The sequence below is a fragment of the Pseudomonas sp. NPDC089392 genome (assembly GCF_044749595.1).
Classification (GTDB): domain Bacteria; phylum Pseudomonadota; class Gammaproteobacteria; order Pseudomonadales; family Pseudomonadaceae; genus Aquipseudomonas.
On record NZ_JBIVIF010000003.1, the window covers coordinates 108,020 to 127,954 of the forward strand.

Annotated in this window: 18 protein-coding genes and 1 pseudogene; 8 read left to right on the plus strand and 11 right to left on the minus strand. The window is 58.9% G+C overall.

Going from position 1 to position 19,935, the window contains the following annotated elements:
• Positions 1-15 precede the first annotated feature (15 nt).
• Positions 16-894 carry a helix-turn-helix transcriptional regulator gene (locus ACIP1G_RS04135; RefSeq protein ID WP_400734061.1) on the minus strand — a complete coding sequence of 293 codons (879 nt, stop codon included), beginning with the start codon at positions 892-894 and terminating at the stop codon, positions 16-18.
• Positions 895-1,255: 361 nt separating this feature from the next.
• Between ACIP1G_RS04135 and ACIP1G_RS04140 the strand changes: the two genes are divergently transcribed.
• From ACIP1G_RS04140 to ACIP1G_RS04150, 3 genes are all read left to right on the plus strand, one after another.
• Positions 1,256-1,501 carry a hypothetical protein gene (locus ACIP1G_RS04140; protein ID WP_400734063.1) on the plus strand — a complete coding sequence of 82 codons (246 nt, stop codon included), beginning with the start codon at positions 1,256-1,258 and terminating at the stop codon, positions 1,499-1,501.
• Between the two features lie 59 nt (positions 1,502-1,560).
• Positions 1,561-2,574 carry a 5'-nucleotidase gene (locus tag ACIP1G_RS04145; RefSeq protein WP_400734065.1) on the plus strand — a complete coding sequence of 338 codons (1,014 nt, stop codon included), beginning with the start codon at positions 1,561-1,563 and terminating at the stop codon, positions 2,572-2,574.
• 93 nt (positions 2,575-2,667) lie between these two features.
• Positions 2,668-2,904: a hypothetical protein gene (locus ACIP1G_RS04150; protein WP_400734067.1), complete on the plus strand. Its 237-nt coding sequence runs from the start codon at positions 2,668-2,670 to the stop codon at positions 2,902-2,904.
• A 338-nt stretch (positions 2,905-3,242) separates the two neighbouring features.
• Here ACIP1G_RS04150 and ACIP1G_RS04155 read toward each other — a convergent pair whose 3' ends face one another.
• Positions 3,243-3,716 (minus strand): copper chaperone PCu(A)C, encoded by a 474-nt coding sequence (locus tag ACIP1G_RS04155; RefSeq protein ID WP_400734069.1) that lies wholly within the window; start codon positions 3,714-3,716, stop codon positions 3,243-3,245.
• A 15-nt stretch (positions 3,717-3,731) separates the two neighbouring features.
• Positions 3,732-4,031 (minus strand): annotated as a pseudogene (locus ACIP1G_RS04160) (electron transporter SenC); the annotation flags it as partial.
• Between the two features lie 447 nt (positions 4,032-4,478).
• Here ACIP1G_RS04160 and ACIP1G_RS04165 point away from each other — a divergent pair.
• Entirely contained in the window at positions 4,479-5,753 is a 1,275-nt protein-coding gene (locus ACIP1G_RS04165) for a flavohemoglobin expression-modulating QEGLA motif protein (protein WP_400734071.1), read from the plus strand.
• 163 nt (positions 5,754-5,916) lie between these two features.
• On the opposite strand, the gene ACIP1G_RS04170 is transcribed toward ACIP1G_RS04165, so the two are convergent.
• The 4 genes from ACIP1G_RS04170 to ACIP1G_RS04185 form a co-directional block, all read right to left on the minus strand.
• On the minus strand, positions 5,917-6,084 hold the full coding sequence (locus tag ACIP1G_RS04170) for a hypothetical protein (RefSeq protein ID WP_400734074.1): 168 nt from the start codon (positions 6,082-6,084) through the stop codon (positions 5,917-5,919).
• A 214-nt stretch (positions 6,085-6,298) separates the two neighbouring features.
• Entirely contained in the window at positions 6,299-8,263 is a 1,965-nt protein-coding gene (locus ACIP1G_RS04175; RefSeq protein ID WP_400734077.1) for a DUF262 domain-containing protein, read from the minus strand.
• Complete coding sequence (locus ACIP1G_RS04180) at positions 8,263-9,735, minus strand: DUF262 domain-containing protein (RefSeq protein ID WP_400734079.1); 1,473 nt, start codon at positions 9,733-9,735, stop codon at positions 8,263-8,265. The genes ACIP1G_RS04175 and ACIP1G_RS04180 overlap by 1 nt, the downstream gene beginning before the upstream one ends.
• Before the next feature lie 70 nt (positions 9,736-9,805).
• The gene (locus tag ACIP1G_RS04185) at positions 9,806-10,624 is read right to left on the minus strand and encodes a hypothetical protein (protein WP_400734080.1); all 819 of its coding nucleotides are present in this window, start codon (positions 10,622-10,624) and stop codon (positions 9,806-9,808) included.
• A 131-nt stretch (positions 10,625-10,755) separates the two neighbouring features.
• Here ACIP1G_RS04185 and ACIP1G_RS04190 point away from each other — a divergent pair, with 131 nt between their 5' ends.
• Both ACIP1G_RS04190 and ACIP1G_RS04195 read left to right on the plus strand, forming a co-directional pair.
• The gene (locus tag ACIP1G_RS04190) at positions 10,756-11,652 is read left to right on the plus strand and encodes a hypothetical protein (protein ID WP_400734082.1); all 897 of its coding nucleotides are present in this window, start codon (positions 10,756-10,758) and stop codon (positions 11,650-11,652) included.
• Between the two features lie 172 nt (positions 11,653-11,824).
• Positions 11,825-12,541, plus strand: a complete 717-nt coding sequence (locus ACIP1G_RS04195; RefSeq protein ID WP_400734084.1) for a hypothetical protein — start codon at positions 11,825-11,827, stop codon at positions 12,539-12,541.
• Here ACIP1G_RS04195 and ACIP1G_RS04200 read toward each other — a convergent pair.
• Complete coding sequence (locus tag ACIP1G_RS04200) at positions 12,484-12,933, minus strand: hypothetical protein (protein WP_400734087.1); 450 nt, start codon at positions 12,931-12,933, stop codon at positions 12,484-12,486. The genes ACIP1G_RS04195 and ACIP1G_RS04200 overlap by 58 nt on opposite strands.
• A gap of 242 nt (positions 12,934-13,175) precedes the next feature.
• Here ACIP1G_RS04200 and ACIP1G_RS04205 point away from each other — a divergent pair, with 242 nt between their 5' ends.
• Together ACIP1G_RS04205 and ACIP1G_RS04210 are read left to right on the plus strand one after the other, a co-directional pair.
• Positions 13,176-14,453 (plus strand): bifunctional O-acetylhomoserine aminocarboxypropyltransferase/cysteine synthase, encoded by a 1,278-nt coding sequence (locus ACIP1G_RS04205; RefSeq protein WP_400734089.1) that lies wholly within the window; start codon positions 13,176-13,178, stop codon positions 14,451-14,453.
• 64 nt (positions 14,454-14,517) lie between these two features.
• The gene (locus tag ACIP1G_RS04210; RefSeq protein ID WP_400734090.1) at positions 14,518-15,282 is read left to right on the plus strand and encodes a hypothetical protein; all 765 of its coding nucleotides are present in this window, start codon (positions 14,518-14,520) and stop codon (positions 15,280-15,282) included.
• 156 nt (positions 15,283-15,438) lie between these two features.
• Here ACIP1G_RS04210 and ACIP1G_RS04215 read toward each other — a convergent pair whose 3' ends face one another.
• The 3 genes from ACIP1G_RS04215 to ACIP1G_RS04225 are packed head-to-tail and all read right to left on the minus strand — an operon-like array spanning position 15,439 to position 19,837.
• Entirely contained in the window at positions 15,439-16,518 is a 1,080-nt protein-coding gene (locus tag ACIP1G_RS04215) for a patatin-like phospholipase family protein (RefSeq protein ID WP_400734092.1), read from the minus strand.
• Positions 16,515-17,423, minus strand: coding sequence for a diguanylate cyclase regulator RdcB family protein (locus ACIP1G_RS04220; protein WP_400734094.1), 909 nt, complete (start codon positions 17,421-17,423; stop codon positions 16,515-16,517). Before ACIP1G_RS04220 ends, ACIP1G_RS04215 begins: the two co-directional genes overlap by 4 nt.
• Positions 17,420-19,837, minus strand: coding sequence for a dynamin family protein (locus tag ACIP1G_RS04225; protein WP_400734096.1), 2,418 nt, complete (start codon positions 19,835-19,837; stop codon positions 17,420-17,422). Before ACIP1G_RS04225 ends, ACIP1G_RS04220 begins: the two co-directional genes overlap by 4 nt.
• Positions 19,838-19,935 lie beyond the last annotated feature (98 nt).

The window sequence follows — 19,935 nt, forward strand, 5'->3', positions numbered from 1 at the left end:
GCACCACGGCAAAACTCAATCGAGATTCAGCCAAGGCCTCAGCTCGGCCCGGTTGGCCAGCACCAGCTGCTGCGCTTCGGGCCTTGCATCATGCACATTAGGGTTCACCCCAAAGCGCTTTACCACATACTTCACCAACGCCTGTGAGCTCCCCACCACCAACTGCCCCTCAGCCATGCCGAAGTCCACCTCGATGATCGCCCGCTGCGCCGGCGTCAGTCGCTCATCGGGCTTGAAGATCACATCGACCTGCGTGTTCCATTCCACATCCTGCTCGATGCCGTTTTCCGTCTCCCCATCATGCAAGTCCGGCACACCGCGCAAGCGGCTGAGCACGAAGTCCCTGTACATGCGGTTTTTCTCGCAATATGCCCGCACATGCCAGCGCATGCCGGTATACACCAGCGTGTGCGGGGCGATGGTGCGCCCTTCCGGCTCAGGGCTGTTGAAGGACACGTACTCGATGTCCAGGCGCCGCTTTTCGCGACACGCCTTGAGCAGCGGCCGCAGGACTTCGGGTTTGACCGAGCGGTCCGGGACCTTCAGCACCTCGGTATGGGCATAGGCCAGGGCCAGGCCTTCGATATGCGGGGCGCGCTCGTTGTTCTGGTTGAGCAAGTCCAGATAGGCGCTGGCACTGTCGTCGATGAACAGCGGCTTGAACTGCCGGGTTGGCACGTAGCCCTTGATCTGCTTGTCGTAGACCAGGTTTTTCGACGCATAGTCATTGATGTAGGTGTTGATGTCCTTCGATGCCTGCTGGCGGCTGATTCCGAAGCTCTGGATCAAATGATTGGTGGTCAGCCGGCCTTCCCACCAGACCACCGTCTCGATCAACCGATAGCGCAGGGCCAGGTCCCAGCGGGTTTGCTCCATGCGTTGTGTACGTTTCATGTCGGTTCCTGAAGGGAGCAGCGCTGTGTGCCCCGGCAAATGACGTGTCGCCAGATCTTACATGTCTGTATTCTGAAAGTTCAAGGTGGGCACGATATGTAAAGAAACCAGGCATATTACTACTTAAGCCCACGGGGTTCCGCCAGGTACGCTGTGATAGCAACAAGGCCGCATCAACAGCGGCGTCACCAGCTAAACATGATGTCAATTAGCCTTCTATGAATGTCAGAATGAGCGCAGTCGAGCCTTGATGAACCTGCGCCATTGCTTTACCTGTACAAGTCTCCAATATCGACATGTAGTGTAAATAGACATATCTTCTGGCTTACCGGCAAACAGCCACCATTCAAGGAAGCACGCCATGGAAGCTCTGCAAATCGCTGTGTTGGGCATCAGCGGCATCACCCTGCTGCTGGTATGCCTGCAATATGCTCGACAGGGCGAGATGTGGGACCTGCTGCAACGCGACCATGAACTGGAACGCAGCGCACGTATCCACAAGCAGGAGAACAACGAGCTGCGCTCTGCCCTGCGCGCCGAACGCGAGCATGTGAGCCAGTTGCAGCGCCAGGTTAAGCTGCTGCTCGGGCTGGTACCGGAGGCCTGAGGGCATTCGTCATCGCGCACGCGTACACTTGCTTGCAGCACAGGTTCAGGAGTTCGTTCATGCCCTACCCTATCGAACAGAAACTGGTCATCGGCGTTGCCTCGAGTGCGCTGTTTGACCTTACCGTCTCGGACGACATCTATCAGACCCAGGGCGTCGAGGCTTACCGCCAGCACCAGCAGCAGAACCTGGACGAGCCGTTCCCCAAGGGTGTGGCGTTCCCGTTCATTCGCCGCTTCCTCAGCATCAACCAGGCTTTCCCCGATCAGCTGCCGGTGGAGGTTGTGCTGCTGTCGCGCAATTCGCCGGAAACCGGCTTGCGCGTGTTTCGTTCGATCAACCATTACCAGCTGGATATCACCCGCGCAGCATTCATGTCGGGCCGCTCGCCCTACGAGTACATCCCGGCGTTCAATGCCTCACTGTTTCTCAGTGCCAATGAGGAAGATGTGCAGAAAGCCATCGATGCCGACTACCCGGCTGGGCGGGTGCTGCCGACGCGCATTTATGATGACGAGATCGACACCGAGCTGCGGGTAGCCTTCGACTTTGATGGCGTAATTGCCGATGACGAAGCAGAGCGCGTGTACAAGCGTGACGACAACCTGGATGACTTTCAGGAACACGAACGCGTGCACAAAGGCGTCCCGCATTCGCCAGGGCCATTGGCGGACCTGTATCGCAAGCTTTCGCTGATTCGCACGCTCGAAGACCGCAAGCTGGCCGAGTGCCCGGCGTACAAACGGATTCTGCGAATCGCGATTGTGACAGCGCGCAATGCGCCTTCGCATGAACGGGTGGTGACGACATTGAAGGACTGGGGCGTGTCGCCGGATGAGTGCTTCTTTCTGGGCGGGATGGAGAAGCCCAGGGTGCTGTCGATCCTCAAGCCGCATGTGTTTTTTGATGACCAGCGCAGCCATTTGCAGTCGCCGGCGGGGGATTTGCCAATGGTGCATGTGCCGTTTGGGGTGGCGAACAGGATACGTCCAGCGCCCCCTGCGCTTACAGGCGCCGGCAAGGCGCAGGGTCCCCTGCAAGTCAGTGCATCATCGTCCGAGGCATGCGAGTGACACGACGCGTCACTGATTCGTCTCGATGAGTCATATTGTTGCCTTCCTGCAATCAGGCTAATAATTAGTTATCTGCCTGGGGAGGCGCGAAACATGCAACCAAGATTCGTTATCGTTCCAGCTGTGCCTGTTGAAGGCGAGTCCTTCCGCATTGGTAACCGGTTCTACGCCGCCACCACTTCGGGGGGCTTCGACATCTACGACAATCAAGAAAAACAACGGTTGAAGCGTGCTTTCATCAACAGGTCGGACGCTGCGGCTGCGTGCGTGAAGATGAATGCAGAGTCACGTAATCCAGAAGAACAATTCCCCTTGCTGCGTACCGACTGAGGCTGTGGGAGCGGCGGTGCGACGATCCGACTTGTCCCGTGAACACCGGCAACGCCGGTGCCATCCACCGCGCTGGGTTCTTCGCGGGTGAACCCGCTCCTACGGGGCTCACGCTGTACCTGTGATTACCCGGTTCCGGGTGTGCCCGCGCCCACGAGTGGGTCAGACGATGAGTTTTAAAAACACCAAAGTCGCCCCCATATCCAGGACCAGCACAGCAGCTACAACGAAGACCATGTAATAGCAGTCATCCTGAGTCATCTCTGCGTTCTCCGCATGATCAATGTATCAGGGTCAAAGCAATCTCCGTTCCAACCCCATGCTGGCCCAGCTGGCTGTCAGTGAACGTGGCCGGTAGCGTGGCTTGCCTGTGCTTCGGTCGGCAGGACGCGAACCTGCACTTCAACCTTGCCGGCCTTCTCGAACTCCAGCGTCAGCGCAAACTGCTCACCCGCTTTCAATGGGGCCTCCATCCCGGACAACATCACCTGGTTGGCGCCGGGTTGGAACGTCACCTCGGTATGGGAAGGAATGTCCATGGCAGCCACATGCGTCATGTTCATCAGGCCATCGCTGACGCCCTGGGCATGCAGCTTGCTGACTTGGGCACGAGGGCTGCTGACTGCGATCAGTCGATCGCCCTCTTCCCCGTGATTGGTCACACTGAAGTAGGCCGAGCCAGCCGGCAGGCCAGCCGGCAGTTCTCGTGACCATGGGTGGCTGACCAGCAACTCGCCGACCGTGTATTCATTGGCGAAACTCAATGGGCTGCAGGCGAAGAGAACAGAAAAAGCCATGAGACGGGCAATCATGGGTGCACTCCTTTGTCAGTTGCTTGTTTGCGCGTTGTTGATCGGCGCGAGCGGCTGCAAGCGCTCGGCTTGCTCATCCAGGTAGGTCAGCAAGGCCGCAATCTCGACGTCGCCCAAACGCAGGTTGGGCATGGCCAAGCGGTTGTATTGTTCGTATAGCTGCATGGCCAAAGGGTCCTTTTCTGCCAACATGACGTTAGGCTCCTTGATCCAGCGGGTAAGCCAGGCCGGGTCCCGTTGCCGTGTCACCCCCAGCAAGTCCGGGCCGATGCTGCGCACCCCGGCGTGCTCGGTATCGCCGAGTGTGTGGCCCGAGTCTGGATGCCCCAGGCTCACGACCGAGAGCGGCAGGTCGCCATCCGGGTCGCTGTCGTTGGCCAATACCTTGAGTGTGATTGAGATCGAGCGCCGCCCGCGCGGCGCTTCGCAGCACAAGGCTGCTCCTACATCTGTTTCGGGCCAGTCACGCCTGTGAGGTCACCGCTGTCCGCCTTGTTTGTTCCATTCGATATCGAAGGGGGCGCAGTTGCCCTTCATCGATCTCCAGCCATGCACCAAGGCTTCCACCCACCTGGCACAGGAATAATTGGCCCGAAACAAATGTAGGAGCAGCCTTGTGCTGCGAAGCGCCGCGCGGGCGGCGCTCGATCTGTGCATCACCACAAACCGCAAGACATACACTTGGCCTGTTGCCATGTCGTCGAACAGGCTCGGCGCCATCTATGCTGTTGCAATGAAAGCTGGTCTCTCAGGGACTGCCCTATGGCTGCCTCGCTGTCCGAACTCGATTACGCCCTGCCCGGCCTGGCTCGCAAGATCCGCGTGCTTGAGGCACTGGCCTGGCCGGACGGCGTCGAACAGCAATTCCTGACGCATTGGCGTGCCGGGAAGGCGCAGTTGCCCAAGGTGGCGCTGCAACCGCGCGACCACAGCGCCGACATTGCCGCGCTGGAGGCGTTTATCGGGCAGTGCGATCCGGGGCACCCGGCTGGGCACTTCCTGGCCACAACAGCACATAGTTATGCCACTGCCGGGCGCATGCTGGGGGCGATCGGCACGCCCGCATTCACGCGCTATTCGTCAGCGCTGTACCGCCGCCCGGACTTTTTCTACCCAAGGCAGAAACTGACCATGCTCGACGCGGCTGGCTTCTTCCTCAAGACCACCGACGCCCTGCTCGGCGGCGAGCAGATTCCGCCGAGCGAGGCCGACATCCCGGCCGAAGATTTCGCCGCCTGGATGCAACCAGAGCTCGACAGCTTTTTCGGTGCTGGCCGTATCAGGACCGTGCTGGACCCGGCATTGGCTTCGAAGGCGATCGCCGGAAGCAGCCGTATCCGCCTGCGGGCCAGTGCCCTGTTCAGCGAACTGGACAAGCAGCAACTGCTGCAGCACGAGGCCTTCGTGCATGTCGCCACGGCACAGAACGGCGCCAACCAGCCCAACCTCAAGTGCCTGGGCCTCGGCGCGCCGCGCACCACCCAGACCCAGGAGGGCATTGCCACGCTGGCCGAGCTGTTCACCGGCAGCATGGACATCAACCGCTTGCGCCGTATTGCCCTGCGCGTGCTCGGGGTACAGCAGGCACTGGAAGGCGCGGATTTCATCCAGGTGTTCGAAGGCTTTCTAAAGGCGGGTCAATCACCGGAAGAGTCGTTCCGTTCCACCCAACGGATTTTCCGCGGTGCCGACCTGCGTGGCGGCTCGGCCTTCACCAAGGACGCAGCCTATCTGACTGGTTTGCTGGGCGTGCATACCTTGCTGCGCGTGGCGATCCGTGACAACCGCGCGGAACTGGTAGGCCATCTGTTCGCAGGGCGCCTGAGCCTGGCCGACACCGTGCGCCTTGCGCCGCTGTTCGAGGCTGGCTGGCTGCAAGCTCCAACCTATGTACCCGCCTGGGCCAGCGACATGCGCCGGCTGGCCGCCAACCTGGCCTTCTCGGCCTTCATTGCCCAGATCAGGCTGGAAGCGCTCGACCTGCAGATGTTCATGGCCTTTGCTGATGAGCACGAAGTGGATTCCAGTGCTCTGTAGGAGCGGCTTCAGCCGGGAAGAATTCAACACTGTGCATGGCACCGGCTGCGCCGGTGTTCGCGGCTAAAGCCGCTCCTACAAGCGACTTGCCAAATCCGTAGCGCCTCGTACCGGATGCGCTGTTGCAGCCCGGCCGGGGCAGGCGTTCCATCGCGGCGTCAGCTTAGCGAGGGCCGCCGCCCTGATGGCCACCAAAGCCACCGCCACTGCCGCCGCCGTGGCCACCACCATGACCACCGCCACCACCCGGCGGCATGAACATCCAGCAACCCGACAAGGCAGATACCAACGCCGCAACCAGGGCTGCGCGGAAAAGGTGTTTCGACTTCATTGCAACACTCCACAAGGCTAGATCTGCTGCCCACCGTTGGCCGGTTCGGCAGCGGGCGGATTCTAGAGCTGCGGTGTGATGGCATAGGGAAACTTTGCATATCTTTACAGTCAGCCCAGGTGCAATGGAGCAGGAGCCAACCAGTACGCAAGTATGCCCCTCAACCCAGTGTTGCGTTCTCGACCATCACAGCCCCAGCCCCCTTCATCTCGATTCACGCGCCGTAGTGAACCTCGACAAGAGCCAGCATCGCTTGCGAGTGGATTTCGATCTGTTCCCTCCCCCACTCCTCTCCCTTACCCAACACATGGAACATATGCGCAAGTTTCAAGGAGTCGTACTTGAGCTTGGCGCGGAAAGCCGCCTGCTTCTTGAGCACGGCCTGATTGCTGTACGAGGAGTTTTCCCCTGGGCTGAGCAACACCAGATTGCCAAAGCCATGCAGCAAATCATCCGGCAACGCCCGGTTGAACTCTTCGTTCTGCGGATGAACATGCTCGACCGAATTCTTTGAAGTGACGCGATAAACATTCAACTTGCCAGCGTCGAGCCATTTGCACGCGTGCCGTTCACGCCAGAGGATGTACTCCAGTTTCTGGAACCAATAGTGCTCGAACCCGGTTCCATGCGCCTGCTTGAGATAACTCAGCAAACTCGTCAACGGGGCCGAGGCTACGATGTCGCTAGACAACAATTGGTAGCTGGCCTCCTTTTGGGTCAGCTCAGTCAGCGACAGTTGGTTGTCGATCTGCTCGAGCAAAGCAAGCACCTGCGGCTCGGTCAACCCTGGCTCTTCAACCAACCGGCCCAGGAACGGCGTGAGCCAGTACTGCGCACTGCGCTCGCCGGTGAAGTAGCGCACGCTTTGCAATTGACCAAGGTTGGATACTTCTTGGTTGACCGCACGCCAGTCCGGGCCATTGCCCTTGCTGCGGTTGTTGAACGAACACAAACGCAGCATGCGCTCGTCTTCTTCGCCCAGGCGCACCCACTTGACCACCCAGCGATCGAACTGGAAGCGCACTTGCCACAGACACTCCATGAACGCCTTGGCTTCAGCTGCACTGGCTTGATTGACGAACACGGCAAAGCTGGCATTCAGGTTGCTGTCGTTGAGCCGTGATTCGATATCATGCAGGCCGGCCCTGTGCCGGTAGATGCGATACGCATGCATCAGCAGCAAGCCAAAGCTGATAATGGACTGGTAGCGAGCCCCCTCATCCTCTTCAGCATGGGGGGTCGATTCAGCCAGGTTTTTCATCGCAGAAATCTGGCTGATCGTCCGGCCAGGTTGAGTACCTGCAACTGAACGGTCGATGGAAAAATCATCACGCGAGTACCTGGCAAGGTCGATGAACTTCAGGCCGCCCCACCTGGTACCCTTGAAGACATCGCGCAGGTTCTTCTCAAAGTAGTTCCCCATGTTCTCACAGGCCTGCCAGATGCCTTCGTAGCTGGCGCGATGATGCACAATGCGCTCCATCAGGCGCGCCTTGAGGATGTCGGTCTGCTCCAGCTGTACACCGCTGGTGTTAAGGGTGGCGAACAATTTGTTCAAGTCCATGCCGGCAGGCATGACGTTGTTGACCCAGGTCACCTGGTTGAACAGGTAATGGCCGACGCGCTCGACGGCCTCGCTCCCACCCGCAGCCTGCAGTGTCTTCAACCTGTCGGAGGCAGTTTTGCGAGCTGCGTACAAATGAGTGAGATAAGGGTTCGCCGCGTCCTTCTCATCCAGCTGTGCGTCATCGACCAGCCCCGCCCAGGCACTCAAGCGTGCCTGCACTTCCTCGCGGATGTTAAAGGTGAGGCGTGGCGAGTCACCCAGCACTACCAGCGAGCGCAAAGGCGAATCAGGCACCAGCGCGCAGAATGCCAACGCCAGCACCATCAGGGTGGTCATGCGCTGCTGGCCATCGATCAACTCATAGGTCACGGTCGCAGCCGAAGACGCGCCAGTCGGCACCTGGCTGGTCAGCACGGTACCAATGAAGTAGTGCGATTGCGCAGGCTGGCCGTAGTCGTCGACGGCGCTTGCCTGAATGATTTGCTCCAGCAGATCTTTCACATCCTCACTGGGCCAGACATAAGGCCGTTGGTAGGACGGAATGGTCAGCGCGATGCCTTGCTCACACAGCAATGCCGCGCTCTGTACATGGGTTTGCACCTGGGCGTTCATCATTTGCCTCCTTGGCGGGCAGCGTCAGCGAGACAGATTCGGTCGATGGCGGCACAAAGCTCAACATCGTAAGAAGCTGCGATCTGGTCGGCATCTGGCCATGGCAACTCGAAGCCGAGCGTGCCGGAGACTGATCGAACGAAGCGTTGTTTGATGCTGTTCACATCGAGGTTCTCGGCACTGGCCGGGTACTTGTATGCGCGCAGATAATCCAGAAGTTCATCGTGGGTATGACTTGTGGAAATCCAGTCCAGCAAGGGCTTGTTTCGAATGTGAGTTTGTACACCGTCCTCACGCACGCTGACATCGTTGATCAGACGCAGTGCAAAGACCATACGGAAAATCCAGAGGCTGGCCTCGAGCAGGCGCGCACTGCCAAACTGGCTGGCGTACATGAGCAAGGCGCAATCGTAGGCCCTGGTCAGGAACACACTACCGCGCGCATCAATGGCCAAGCGCTTGTAGTAGTAACCGAATGAACCAACGGCCGGATGCTCACTGACGGCGAGCAACGATTTCCGCAGGCCATGAAAATATTCGACATAGCGCATGGTATTCACGCCTGCCCCAAGCGGCTGGCGCATGGCGTAGCCCACCTGGGCAATATGCGCTTCCTTACCCCAAGGGTCACGATGCACCTGCAGCCGCCTATAGGCGATGTCCCCACCAGCCGACAGCGTATGCTCCGCCAGTTCGGATACGATCTGCTTTCGTTCGAGCACAGGGTCGCGGTCACTGGCTACATTTCGCCAGCGCAGCGTTTGCCAGTGCCGGGCCTTCATGAAGTTGGCCACGAGGGGTTTGATATCCCCCATGCGCTCCCAGGCACGAGCGAAATCATCTTGTGCCGTGTTGGGCACACTGCGCAGGTGGTAAGCCTTGATAATGTCCGCACCCGCCAGACGAACACCCGATGTGTTCTGGGTTTCGAAGAAGCGGTAGGCATCATCTTCGTGTCGCGTGACCACCAACGTCACATTGATACGCGAAAAGTCCACCTTGGGCAGTTGTTGCTGCTCGAGCCAGCGTAGATTGCGCTGGATGCACATGTGGCTTTCCGGTGAGCTATACGTCAACTCAGGTGCGCCCTTGTCACCATGCTGCAGGTAATGAAGCAGCGCCAGGCTGGTGATGCGCTGTTGGCCGTCGATGATGTTCAGCCGGCCGCGCTCGCGCGCGTTGCCACCTTCCTGATGAAGGATGATGCTGCCCAGGTAGAAATCATGGGGGGGCGTATCGTTGCTGAAGAACGCCCTCAGGTCCCCCAGCAACCGTGCCAGTTGCTCTTCGCCCCAGCGGTAAGGCCGCTGATATTCGGGCAGTTGCAGATGGCCAAAAATCAAGCGGCCGTGCTTGCATGGAATTTTTGCGGCCTTGAACACATTGGCCAAGGTTGTAGAGGCAACAGCGATACCATCTACCTCGAGCGGTAGCGATGGCGCAAGTTGCCGTGGACTCACGGCTTGATTCATGGGGCGGTCCTTGAACGGGGCGACGTACTGCCAATACTTGGAAAAATGGGACTTGCGGGACGACAAGCCGTCAGCTTGCAGCCGTGTCGCGCTCCTGCAGCAGCCTGCGCGCTTCGCGGGCCAGCCTGTCGAGGCGGTCGACCAACTCGACCATCACATCCAGCGTGTCGGCCTCATCGTCTCGCTCGTGATCCTTCCGGACTGCAGCAATGCATTCACGCATGGCGGGCGACCAGCGCTCCTCTGCCTCTTCAGCCAGGGCTATAAGGGTGTTGATGCCACGCCGCGCGCCCGAAGTAATGTCCTGGGCCTCGGCGGCGAGAGCCTTGGGTGCTGCTGACCGCGCTTCAGGCTCATAGGCACTGTCTTCGACAGCGGCTTCCACCTCGGCCTCATCAGCCGGGCATGCCGCTTTGACCAACGAATCGGTCAGCTCGCGAATGTCATCACTGAGGAACTGCACGGTAGCCAAGTGCGTATTGCGGCGCGGCGCCTGCGGCAGGAAGAACTGCACCTGTTCACCCTCCCCCAGCACCGCATCACTCCATTCACGCAACGTCTGCCCGTAGCTGAAGCGCGGGTAGTTGACCCGCGGATAGAGGCGTTCGATGACTTCATCGCTGAGCGAGCTTGGGTCAACCATTACCCCGTACTTGTGCAACAGGTCGAGGGTGACTTTGTAGCGCGGGGCTAACAGCTTGCGGTTGATCCCCTGGTGGAACGGCGCGGACAGCTTGCGCATGGCGTCATTCAGGGTGCGGTTATCCAGCACCCCGATGAGCTCGCCCAATGTATCAGCGTCACTGGCCCCGTCTGGTTCGACCCAATCGGCCATCAAGGCGCGTGCTTCATCCAGCGCCTGGGTGATCGTTTTCACAGCGTGCGGCATGGGAAATCCCTTTTAGCGAAGCGTCCATGCACAGGGCCTGGAGCACTGCATGATATCTTTTTGATATTGCGGCGCAGATTGCCAATTTATGCCGGCTTCGGCAAGCGTGCGCGAGCGCTGCGATAGCAGCATTGCCAACGCTGAAGGGCTTTCCTGCCTCGGTCGGCTCGGTGATAGTATTTCGCCGCACGACCAACTCTGGCACCTTCGGAAACCGAGGCAATGGAATGAAATATGGCGCCGATTATGGCCTGGACGAGTATCAGATCGCCGAACGCGACCAACTGATCGAGGACATCAAACAAGGGCTGCGCAATTTCGAGGAAGCCTATGGCCTTGACTTGCCGCTGGCTCGCTTCGAGCGGCCGCTTGAGCCTGGCATTCCAAGCAACGTCGTGTATGACGGTCGCCAGCCTGTTTATGATGAGGCTTGGGTCAGAAAAAAGCGGGACTATATCTTCAAAGAACTGCTCGACTACCTTGCCAAGCTTATCGTGCGAAATGTTGCCACCATGGGGAGAAATGATGATCGCTTGATCGGTAGTTCCTATGCAGTGGCGCTCAAGCTATGCACCTCGCACCCCGTGAAGAATGAAGTCGGGTTTACACAAGAAGAGGATGGCTTCCGCCTGCGATGCGATACAGGCAAGCTGGGGCTGACGTTCCAGGATATCGTCGGTCGTGTTTGTGATGAGTATGAACAAAAGTACAAAACCTACCGCCTGTGGGATGACCACGCGTTGAAACTGCTGGCGCAGTATCTGTTCAGGGGAGCGTGGGATAGCACTGTCTTTCAACAGGGCGCTTTGTGGACTGAACTGAGCAGTGAAGGCGAGCCCGTCACCCTTGAGCAGTTCATCGAGGCCGTCGATGAGGCGCTACTCAACTTGTCCATGAAGCGATTGACGGAAGCCAGCTTCCCTGACTATTCCGGGGTCATGTTCAGCGCGTACATTCCAGCGGAGAACATGTCGCCGGCGCAGAAGGAGGCGCTTTATCGTCAGTATGTCGACATACTGGCTGGGTGATCACGTGCTCCACCGGCAAGATCACCTGGTCTGCCCGTTGGGCAAGTTCCTCTTGGCGTCTGGTTGAGCCGCACCCGAAGCCGAAGTGTTTCGCGACCAAGGTTATCGACATGGCACCCAAGTAGCCCACCTCAAACTTGCGTCGCAACCACGATCAAGGATGCAACACACCATGAGCACTCTATTCAAAGGTCCGCTCTTCGACTACGTTCTGGTCAATGAGCCGTTGAAGTCAGCCAGTTACTTCACGCACGGATCGAGTACCATGCTCTATCAGGCTGAGAACCGGCTGTATCGTTTGACCCGCGAAGGATGCGGGCACAATTTCATAGCAGAGCAATCAGCAAAACTTAACCCACACGTTACGAACATTCTGCATGACTACGGCCCAGTCGCACCATCGGACGAAGACGACGATTGCTTCTATTGGCTGGCTGAGGTTGAGGTCCTGCAACCTATCCCTCTTGCCAGCAAGCTCGCAGCAGACATCAGCTTGATCCTGGCGCAACTGATTGAAGACGAAGAGAGCCAACTGCATGGCGAAGCTTTGGTTGAGTTTGGAGAGCGCTGCTCCCAGCTCGCTGATCACCATGACGAGTACTCAGGCATGTTAAAAGCGTGGGAAACGGCCGCACATTTTGCTGATCAACACGAAGCAGCACTTGACGTAAGACTCGACAACATGATGGTCAGGCCATCAACGGGGGAGTTGGTCTTGACTGATCCAATGTGCGATACCTATTTCCCAGTTACGGAAGCCCAAAAACAGAAAATGGCCCATGTTTACAGCAGGACTTTAGCAATAGCGGCCAGCAACGAGGCATGCGCAACTCAAAGCTGTTTCTGGGCTAGCCTGAGCTTTTCGGTAATATCGATCGCCTGCGGATGAGCCAGCCCAGTCGCAAATGGAATACGTTTGAATTGCTGCAGCCGAGATAGACTTATGGCAGCATGATGAGGAAGCAGGAAGCCGCCAACAACCTCAATATCCGGGTCGAACAGGATACCCAGCAGGTAGTCGAAGCCACCCTCCTTCTTGTCAGGGAGCTCAATGCGAGTCTCATGTCTACCGCTCCGCGGCAAGCATCTGGATCTCACTTCAATCCTACCCAGTTGCGGACACAGGATGTCAAAACCCTTCTCAACACTACTTTTGTTGCGACTTGCACAGAGCGCCCTGGCCGCTAGCAATTCAGCGTAACCGCCAGTATCTCGGATGCCATGGACCTCGAGAGCTTCCCTGTAGCGCAGCATAGTCTTGAGCAGCTGAGTGATTTCCATGAATTGCAGTACCCGTCCCGTCTTCTCAAATGGCATTCAACGTTGATGCTGATGGGGTTGCCTAACTTCGGTCTTTTTACCCTCTCCTCTGCTCATTGGGCCAGTGATTTCGAGTATCCAATCGGTTTCAACCAGCCGGTGTGCGACGCCACTCAATGGCACACCACCACGACATCCTTGACCCACGCCCTTGCGCCACCGCATGCTCGAACGCTTCCACCCCACGCTCAAGGAACGACTGCATGAAGCTGGAAACCCTCGCCATCCACGCGGGCTTCAGCCCCGACCCGACCACCAGGGCGGTGGCCGTACCCATCTACCAGACCACCTCCTTCGCCTTCGACGACACCCAGCACGGCGCCGATCTGTTCGACCTGAAAGTGGCGGGCAATATCTACTCGCGCATCATGAACCCCACCAACGACGTGCTCGAGCAGCGCATGGCCGCCCTCGAGGGCGGGGTCGGCGCGCTGGCGGTGGCTTCGGGCATGGCGGCCATCACCTACGCCCTCCAGACCGTCGCCGAGGCCGGCGACAACATCGTCTCGGTGGCCAAGCTGTACGGCGGCACCTACAACCTGCTGGCCCACACCCTGCCGCGCATGGGTATCCATACCCGTTTCGCCGCCCATGACGACATCGCTGCTCTCGAAGCGCTGATTGATGAACGCACCAAGGCAGTGTTCTGCGAGTCCATCGGCAACCCCGCCGGCAATATTGTCGATATCGCCGCACTGGCCGAGGCCGCCCACCGCCACGGTGTGCCGCTGATCGTCGACAACACCGTGGCCACCCCAGTGCTGTGCCGGCCGTTCGAGCACGGCGCCGATATCGTCGTGCACTCGCTGACCAAGTACATCGGCGGCCACGGCACCAGCATCGGCGGCATCGTCATCGACTCCGGCAAGTTCCCCTGGGCCGGCAACAAAGAGCGCTTCGCCCTGCTCAACACCCCCGACCCGTCTTACCACGGCGTTACCTATACCGAAGCCTTCGGGCCCGCCGCCTTCATCGGCCGCTGCCGCGTGGTGCCGTTGCGCAACACCGGCGCTGCGCTGTCGCCGTTCAACGCCTTCCTGATCCTGCAAGGCCTGGAAACGTTGGCCCTGCGCATGGAGCGCCACACCGAGAACGCGCTGAAGGTCGCTTACTACCTGCAAGCCCACGAACAAGTGGCCTGGGTGAAGTACGCTGGCCTGCCCGACCACCCCGAGCATGAACTGGCGCAGCGCTACACCGGCGGCAAGCCGGCGTCGATCCTGTCGTTCGGCATCAAGGGCGGCCAGGCGGCCGGCGCACGCTTCATCGATGCGTTGCAGCTGGTGGTGCGCCTGGTGAACATCGGCGACGCCAAGTCGCTGGCCTGCCACCCCGCCTCCACCACCCACCGCCAGCTCAACGACGAGGAACTGGAGAAGGCCGGCGTGCCACGGGACATGGTGCGCCTGTCTATCGGCATCGAGCACAGCGACGACATCATCGCCGACCTGGCCCAGGCCCTGGAGGCCAGCCGCGGTTGATACACCCGCGCCCCACCCAATGCCGACGGCGGGCGCACCTTCTGCAAACCTGGATAGCCCCGCAATGACCCTGTTCTACCTGAAACTCATCGTCACCCCCCTGCTGATGTGGGCCATCTCCCTCGCCTCACGGCGCTGGGGCGGCCTGCTGGGTGGGCTGCTGTCCGGCCTGCCGATTACCTCGGCGCTGGTGATGTCTTTCCTGTGCCTGGAACAGGGCACGGCCTTTGCGCTAGGCGCGGTGCCCGGCGCGCTGGGCGGCCTGGCAGCAGTGCAGGCCACCTACACCTTCTACCTGTTCGCCACGCGCAGGTTGGGCATCGGTCCGGCCGTACTGTTGGCGATATTGTTCTATGGCCTGGCCGCCTACGCATTTACCCACTGGGGCAGCCTGTACCTGTCGATTGCCGTGGCGCTGGTTTTGATCGGCGTGCTGATACGCGCCAGCGGCCGCGAGCCCAGGCCCGACACCCTGGCCCGGCCCCGGCACCGGTACTGGGAGATCCCCCTGCGCATGGTGTCTGCCACTTCCCTGCTGATGATCACCACCAGCCTGGCCAGTTGGCTTGGCCCAGCAACCAGCGGGATGCTGGCGCCGATACCGGTGATTGCCTGGCCGCTGGCATTGTTCGCCCATGTGCAAGACGGGCGGGCCGGGATGGCGGCGATGGTGCGGGGCAATGCGATTGGCGCGGTGGGGGTGATTGCTTTTTACCTGGTGTTGGCGGGGTTGCTTGAGGCTTGGGGTGTTGGCGTTACCATTGGGGTGGCCATGCTATGCGCGGTGGGGCTGACTGTTGGGCTGGCCGCTGTGTTGCGGCGGCGTTGATACGTTAGTGGGGCTGCTGCGCAGCCGTTCGCGGGCAAGCCCGCTCCTACAGGCCGGCGCTCGCCCCGGCCTCGTCAGGCAAGGCGAGCACCTTCATGGGTTTAAAGCCTTACACGTGATGAGAGACGAGCAGAACCCGCCCGTCTCTCGCCTAGATCACTTCAAGCGAGACATCGCATCGGCTAGCACCTGGTCAGTGCGAGCGGATTCGTGATCAATACGCGTCAAGGCCACTTCAGATGCTCGCAGCTCATTGCGTGCACCCTGTGCCTTCATCACTCTCCCTACACAGTGAAGCGTGTCCTGGTAGCCCTGCTCAATCCACGATGGAATTTTTTCGCAATCGAAACCGAGCAAATCACGGGCACCCGACATGACCCCAGTAGCACGCGCCAAGCTCTTTGTCGGACGAATCTCCAATACGGTAGCATCAGGGAAACGCTGACGGCTCCAGACAGACCCATCGCTAAGGTGGGTGACGATGAGCAAATTGCAGCCCGCCTCCAGCAATGGGGTAATCGGCGTATTACCTTGCATGGTTTGCCACCCCCCCTGCCCTCCGTCCGACCAGCTTCGCCCGGCGTGACGACGTGATTTGAAGAGCAGCGGCAATGCCGCCGAGGCCAGCAAGATGCGCTTCTGCTCGGCCTCGTCAGCAATCGACTGGACATGGAAAAACTGCGATTGAGGCGTATCTCCAAAGCCAAGTTCAGCGCACACGGCACGGGTAATGTCCTCGACCCCTCCCAGGCTCTCGTAAAGGGAGACGTACAACGGCAAGCCACGTGCCAGATCTTTACTGACCAGGAACTCATCCATCAATTGCTGCAACGGCTGGTCGTCCAGAAAGCCGTCTTCCCAGCCATCCAGCCATTCAGGGAGCTCGACATCAAAGCGTTGGGCCAGGCGTTTGGCACCATGAGCTGCCGCAAGAATGGCAGGTGCGCCGTTCAGGCGTAAGCCTGCCGCCACCAGCAAAGACACATAGCCTGGCATTTTCACGCTCAAGGGAGAGTGCTTGCTCAACCGTCCCCACAACTGCTCCAGACGCTCGATGGCAACATCCAGTGACGGTGCAGACGCGAGAATACCCCCGTTGAGTGCACCGATACTGGCACCCGAAACCGCATCGATGCGAGTACCCAGCTCACGCAAGGCTTTCAGTACGCCAACCTGGTAAGCGCCTTTCGCTCCTCCACCCGACAGCACCAAGCCCACTTTCATGGATGTATTCATACACAAGCCTCCAGGAACAATTCGCTGACCAGGCCTTCAGTCATACGCCGCGCTGAGCCCAGAAGGGGGACCTGGAGTGGTAACTCATCAGGCATCTGCGAAATGGCATAGGTCATCGGCGAGCGATCCGGGCACGACCAATCCCCCAGATAAGCAAGCGTCTCTTCGCCCGCGAGCCATGGCCCATCAAGCGATGGCCGCGCCAGCCAGCGGTTGCGGGTAGCGATGCGCTCCCCTTGCCCCACCCCAGCTTCAAGGCTCAACTGTATGATTACCCGGTTAGCCAAGTCCTCCAGCAACTGCTGACGCTCAGTTCCAGAAATCATCAGGCAGTGATCGCCGAATGCCCCCCAGCGCAATTCCTCGAGCACCGCATAGCACCGCCCAGTGAGGCTGAGTCCTGCGAACCGACCCGCCCCCCACTTGCCCATCATACTGTCGAGGTGCAATTGCGCACGTTGCGTACTGTCTATGTGCGCAACCTTCTGCTCCAGAGCGCTGCAGCGATCACCCAAATTCTGCGAAAGCTGCTCCAGCGCGTAGCGAGTATCGGCCGCATAGTTGGCGACCGTAGCCAGGTCCTGCTTCAGACCATTGACCCGCATCTGCACCTGATAGATTGCGCGGTTGCTCTTGGCCGACGATTGAGTCAATTCGCCCAGCCACTCCAGCGCCCCCTCGACGCCGTCGGTGAGGCTGGCATTGATTTCTGCCTGGTCCCGGGCGGCCTTGCCAGTAAAACCGTCGTAAAAACGAGCAAACATACCCGTCCGTGTCGACATATGTCTCTGGCGCTCCCGCACCACATCAATGCCGTTGGCAAAATCCACCACAAACTTTTCTGGCAGGCAGGTAAACAGGCGACTCATTTCGACAACAAGTTCATCGCTATGGGCTTCGCTCATGCTGCTACCCCGGCAGGGCTAACATCGCGCAGCAGCTCTTCACTGTCGCGCTTGATGGGCATGACCTCACGCTTGTAACTGGAAAGCAAACCAGCCAATGCAGCCTGCTCGTCCTGGCTACGCTCCTGATCGCGGATGCTTTGTTGCAAGTCGCTTCGAATACTTTCGATGCTGCCCTTAAGTTGCTCGAAGAAGCTGTGAAGACCTTCATTCAGCGGTTGAGCGATGGTCTCCGCTGCAGAGGCCTCCAGGTCCTTGAACAGCTGCTCGATCGATGTGTCGATGGCTTTGCGGACCTTGTTGATATCGACGGCGTAATACCCCTGCTTGACGGTGTACTCCTCCCAGCCCCAGTCAGAGGTGCCGAACCAGCTGCAGAGTTTGCCCCACGCCCCTTTGCTACGGCGCGAGCGCGTGACGCTACGGTGCTTGCTGTCCACCGAGTCATGCAGAATATCGCTGGCGGTATATTTGAGGGTCAGCGGGCTCGTGTCCGGGATTTTCACATCAATGGCAAAGCCGCTGCGATTGAGGCGCTCATTCAGGCCGGCGATCAACTTGTTGGCTTCGGCTTCGATATCGTCTGCGAAGGTGGTGCGAAAGTCCTTGAGGATCTCACCCATGCGCTTCACCAACTCGACTTCACCTTCGCTGATGATGACTTGCACACCGCTTTCGATTTTTTTCAGCAGCGCTTCGGCCTGGGACTGTTTATCGAAATTGATCACCGGGCTTGCTTCGTCGAATTCAAAGTCGAAACCCGTGCGTGCAGGTCGAGCCCGTTCGCCACCGAACCAGCCGTTAAACGCTCCGAGTAGCCCTGCCATGGTTGTTGGGTGCGGTGCCTGCATTCGAGCGGCGACTTGTTGCTGCTCTTGTTGCTTTCCCGCTTTGAACCCTTCGCCGACCTCACGCTTGATAGCCTCCGCCAGGCTGGTGAAGGTCATGCTCATCTCACACTTGATTTCTGCCAGCGCGTCCTGCGAAGACGCTTCACTGTCTTGTTCCAGGCGATCAATCATGACAATGTCATCGCGCAGCGTGCGGATCTGGTCCTGGAGTTCTTCGGCGCCCTTGGCGAGCGCGGTATCACGTACTTCCAGGAAGCGTGCCAGGCGAGTCGCCGTGTCGACCAGCTTCGACGCAGCAGACGACAATGCCATAACCGCTGCTTGCCGGTGGGCCTTGAAGATCACTTTCTCCAGGGGTTCGGCGAAGTTCGATTTTTTCCAAAGGAGGCTAGCACCGCGCTGGACGTTGGCAGAGTCGTTTAGTGCCTCCTCCCAGTCCATGCCTAGCACCAACTGACCAAAGTCTTCGACCCAGGCGTTGTTGGCCTCGTTGAAGTCGGGCAGTTTGCCGTGGTTGCCTATTTCTTGCTGGGCACGGCTGGCCAGGTAGCCCCAGCGTGATGAAACAGGATAGACATCAGCCGCATCAATTTTGCGGTTCATCAGCGACTCGGCCACGAAAGCACGGGTTTGCTCGGCGTTGTCACTGTTGCGGTCTTTTTGGTCGAATTTATTTACCAGAGCAAACAGCCGACCTTCGGCGATATCGGCAATTTCATCCAACTCCTTGCGCACCTGCTCATCGGCGTCAGATTTGAGCTGTGTGAAGTCCATGACAGCCAGGACTGCCGAAGCCTTCTTCAACTGCTCTTTGAGCATTTTGCGAAGATGCTGCTGGCCCGCCTCATTGGGGCCGGGAGTATCTAGCAGTGCCAGCTTACCCTGACCTGCTGCCTGGCCTAGATGAGCGAACTCGATGCGGATGACAGGGTAGTCTTCGATGCTGGAATAGCTGCCAAACGGGAATTCAACTTCCAGAAACGCCGCAAGCCGAACCAGGTCGTTCAAGCTTTTGAGGAACCAGAAAATGTTCTCCGACCCTTCATAAAGGTCTTTGAAACTGCCGCGCTGGTCGATCAACCGCAGCAGGTCGAGCATGTCATCGGTACGCTCCAGGTTCTGCAGCGCAGCGTCACCTCGGTCAGACGAAATTACTTTGCCAAGCTGCGCAATGAGATCGTTGATCGGCTTGCAGTTTTTCAGCTCCAATACTGGCTCGGCCTGGCCAGGGGTGTGCTCGATCAACGTCGGCAGCGCAGTCATTGGCCTGTTTCTGTTAGGCAGTACTTCATGGCCGACGATGGCATTGATCGTGGTCGACTTACCGGCTTTCATAGTGCCAACGACGGCCAGGACCATCTTCAATTCGCCGACCTTGACCAGCTCACCTTCAAGGTAACCAATCTCTTTGACCACATTCGCCTTGCTGAAAGTCTGATGCTCATCGCCCTGATCGTCAGACAGCACACCCTCGCCTTCCTGCACATGGTGCAACAGGCCTAGCTCCAGACTGAGCAGCCTGCGAGCCTCATCACGTAACAGTTCTATCGATTGCTCTTGCATCAAAATCTCCTTCAGAGAGGCGTCAATGCCTCTAAAAACGTCCAGTCGGCGTCCACTACGAGTGCACGAACTTATCTTGATTTTTCCTGACGCGGCCA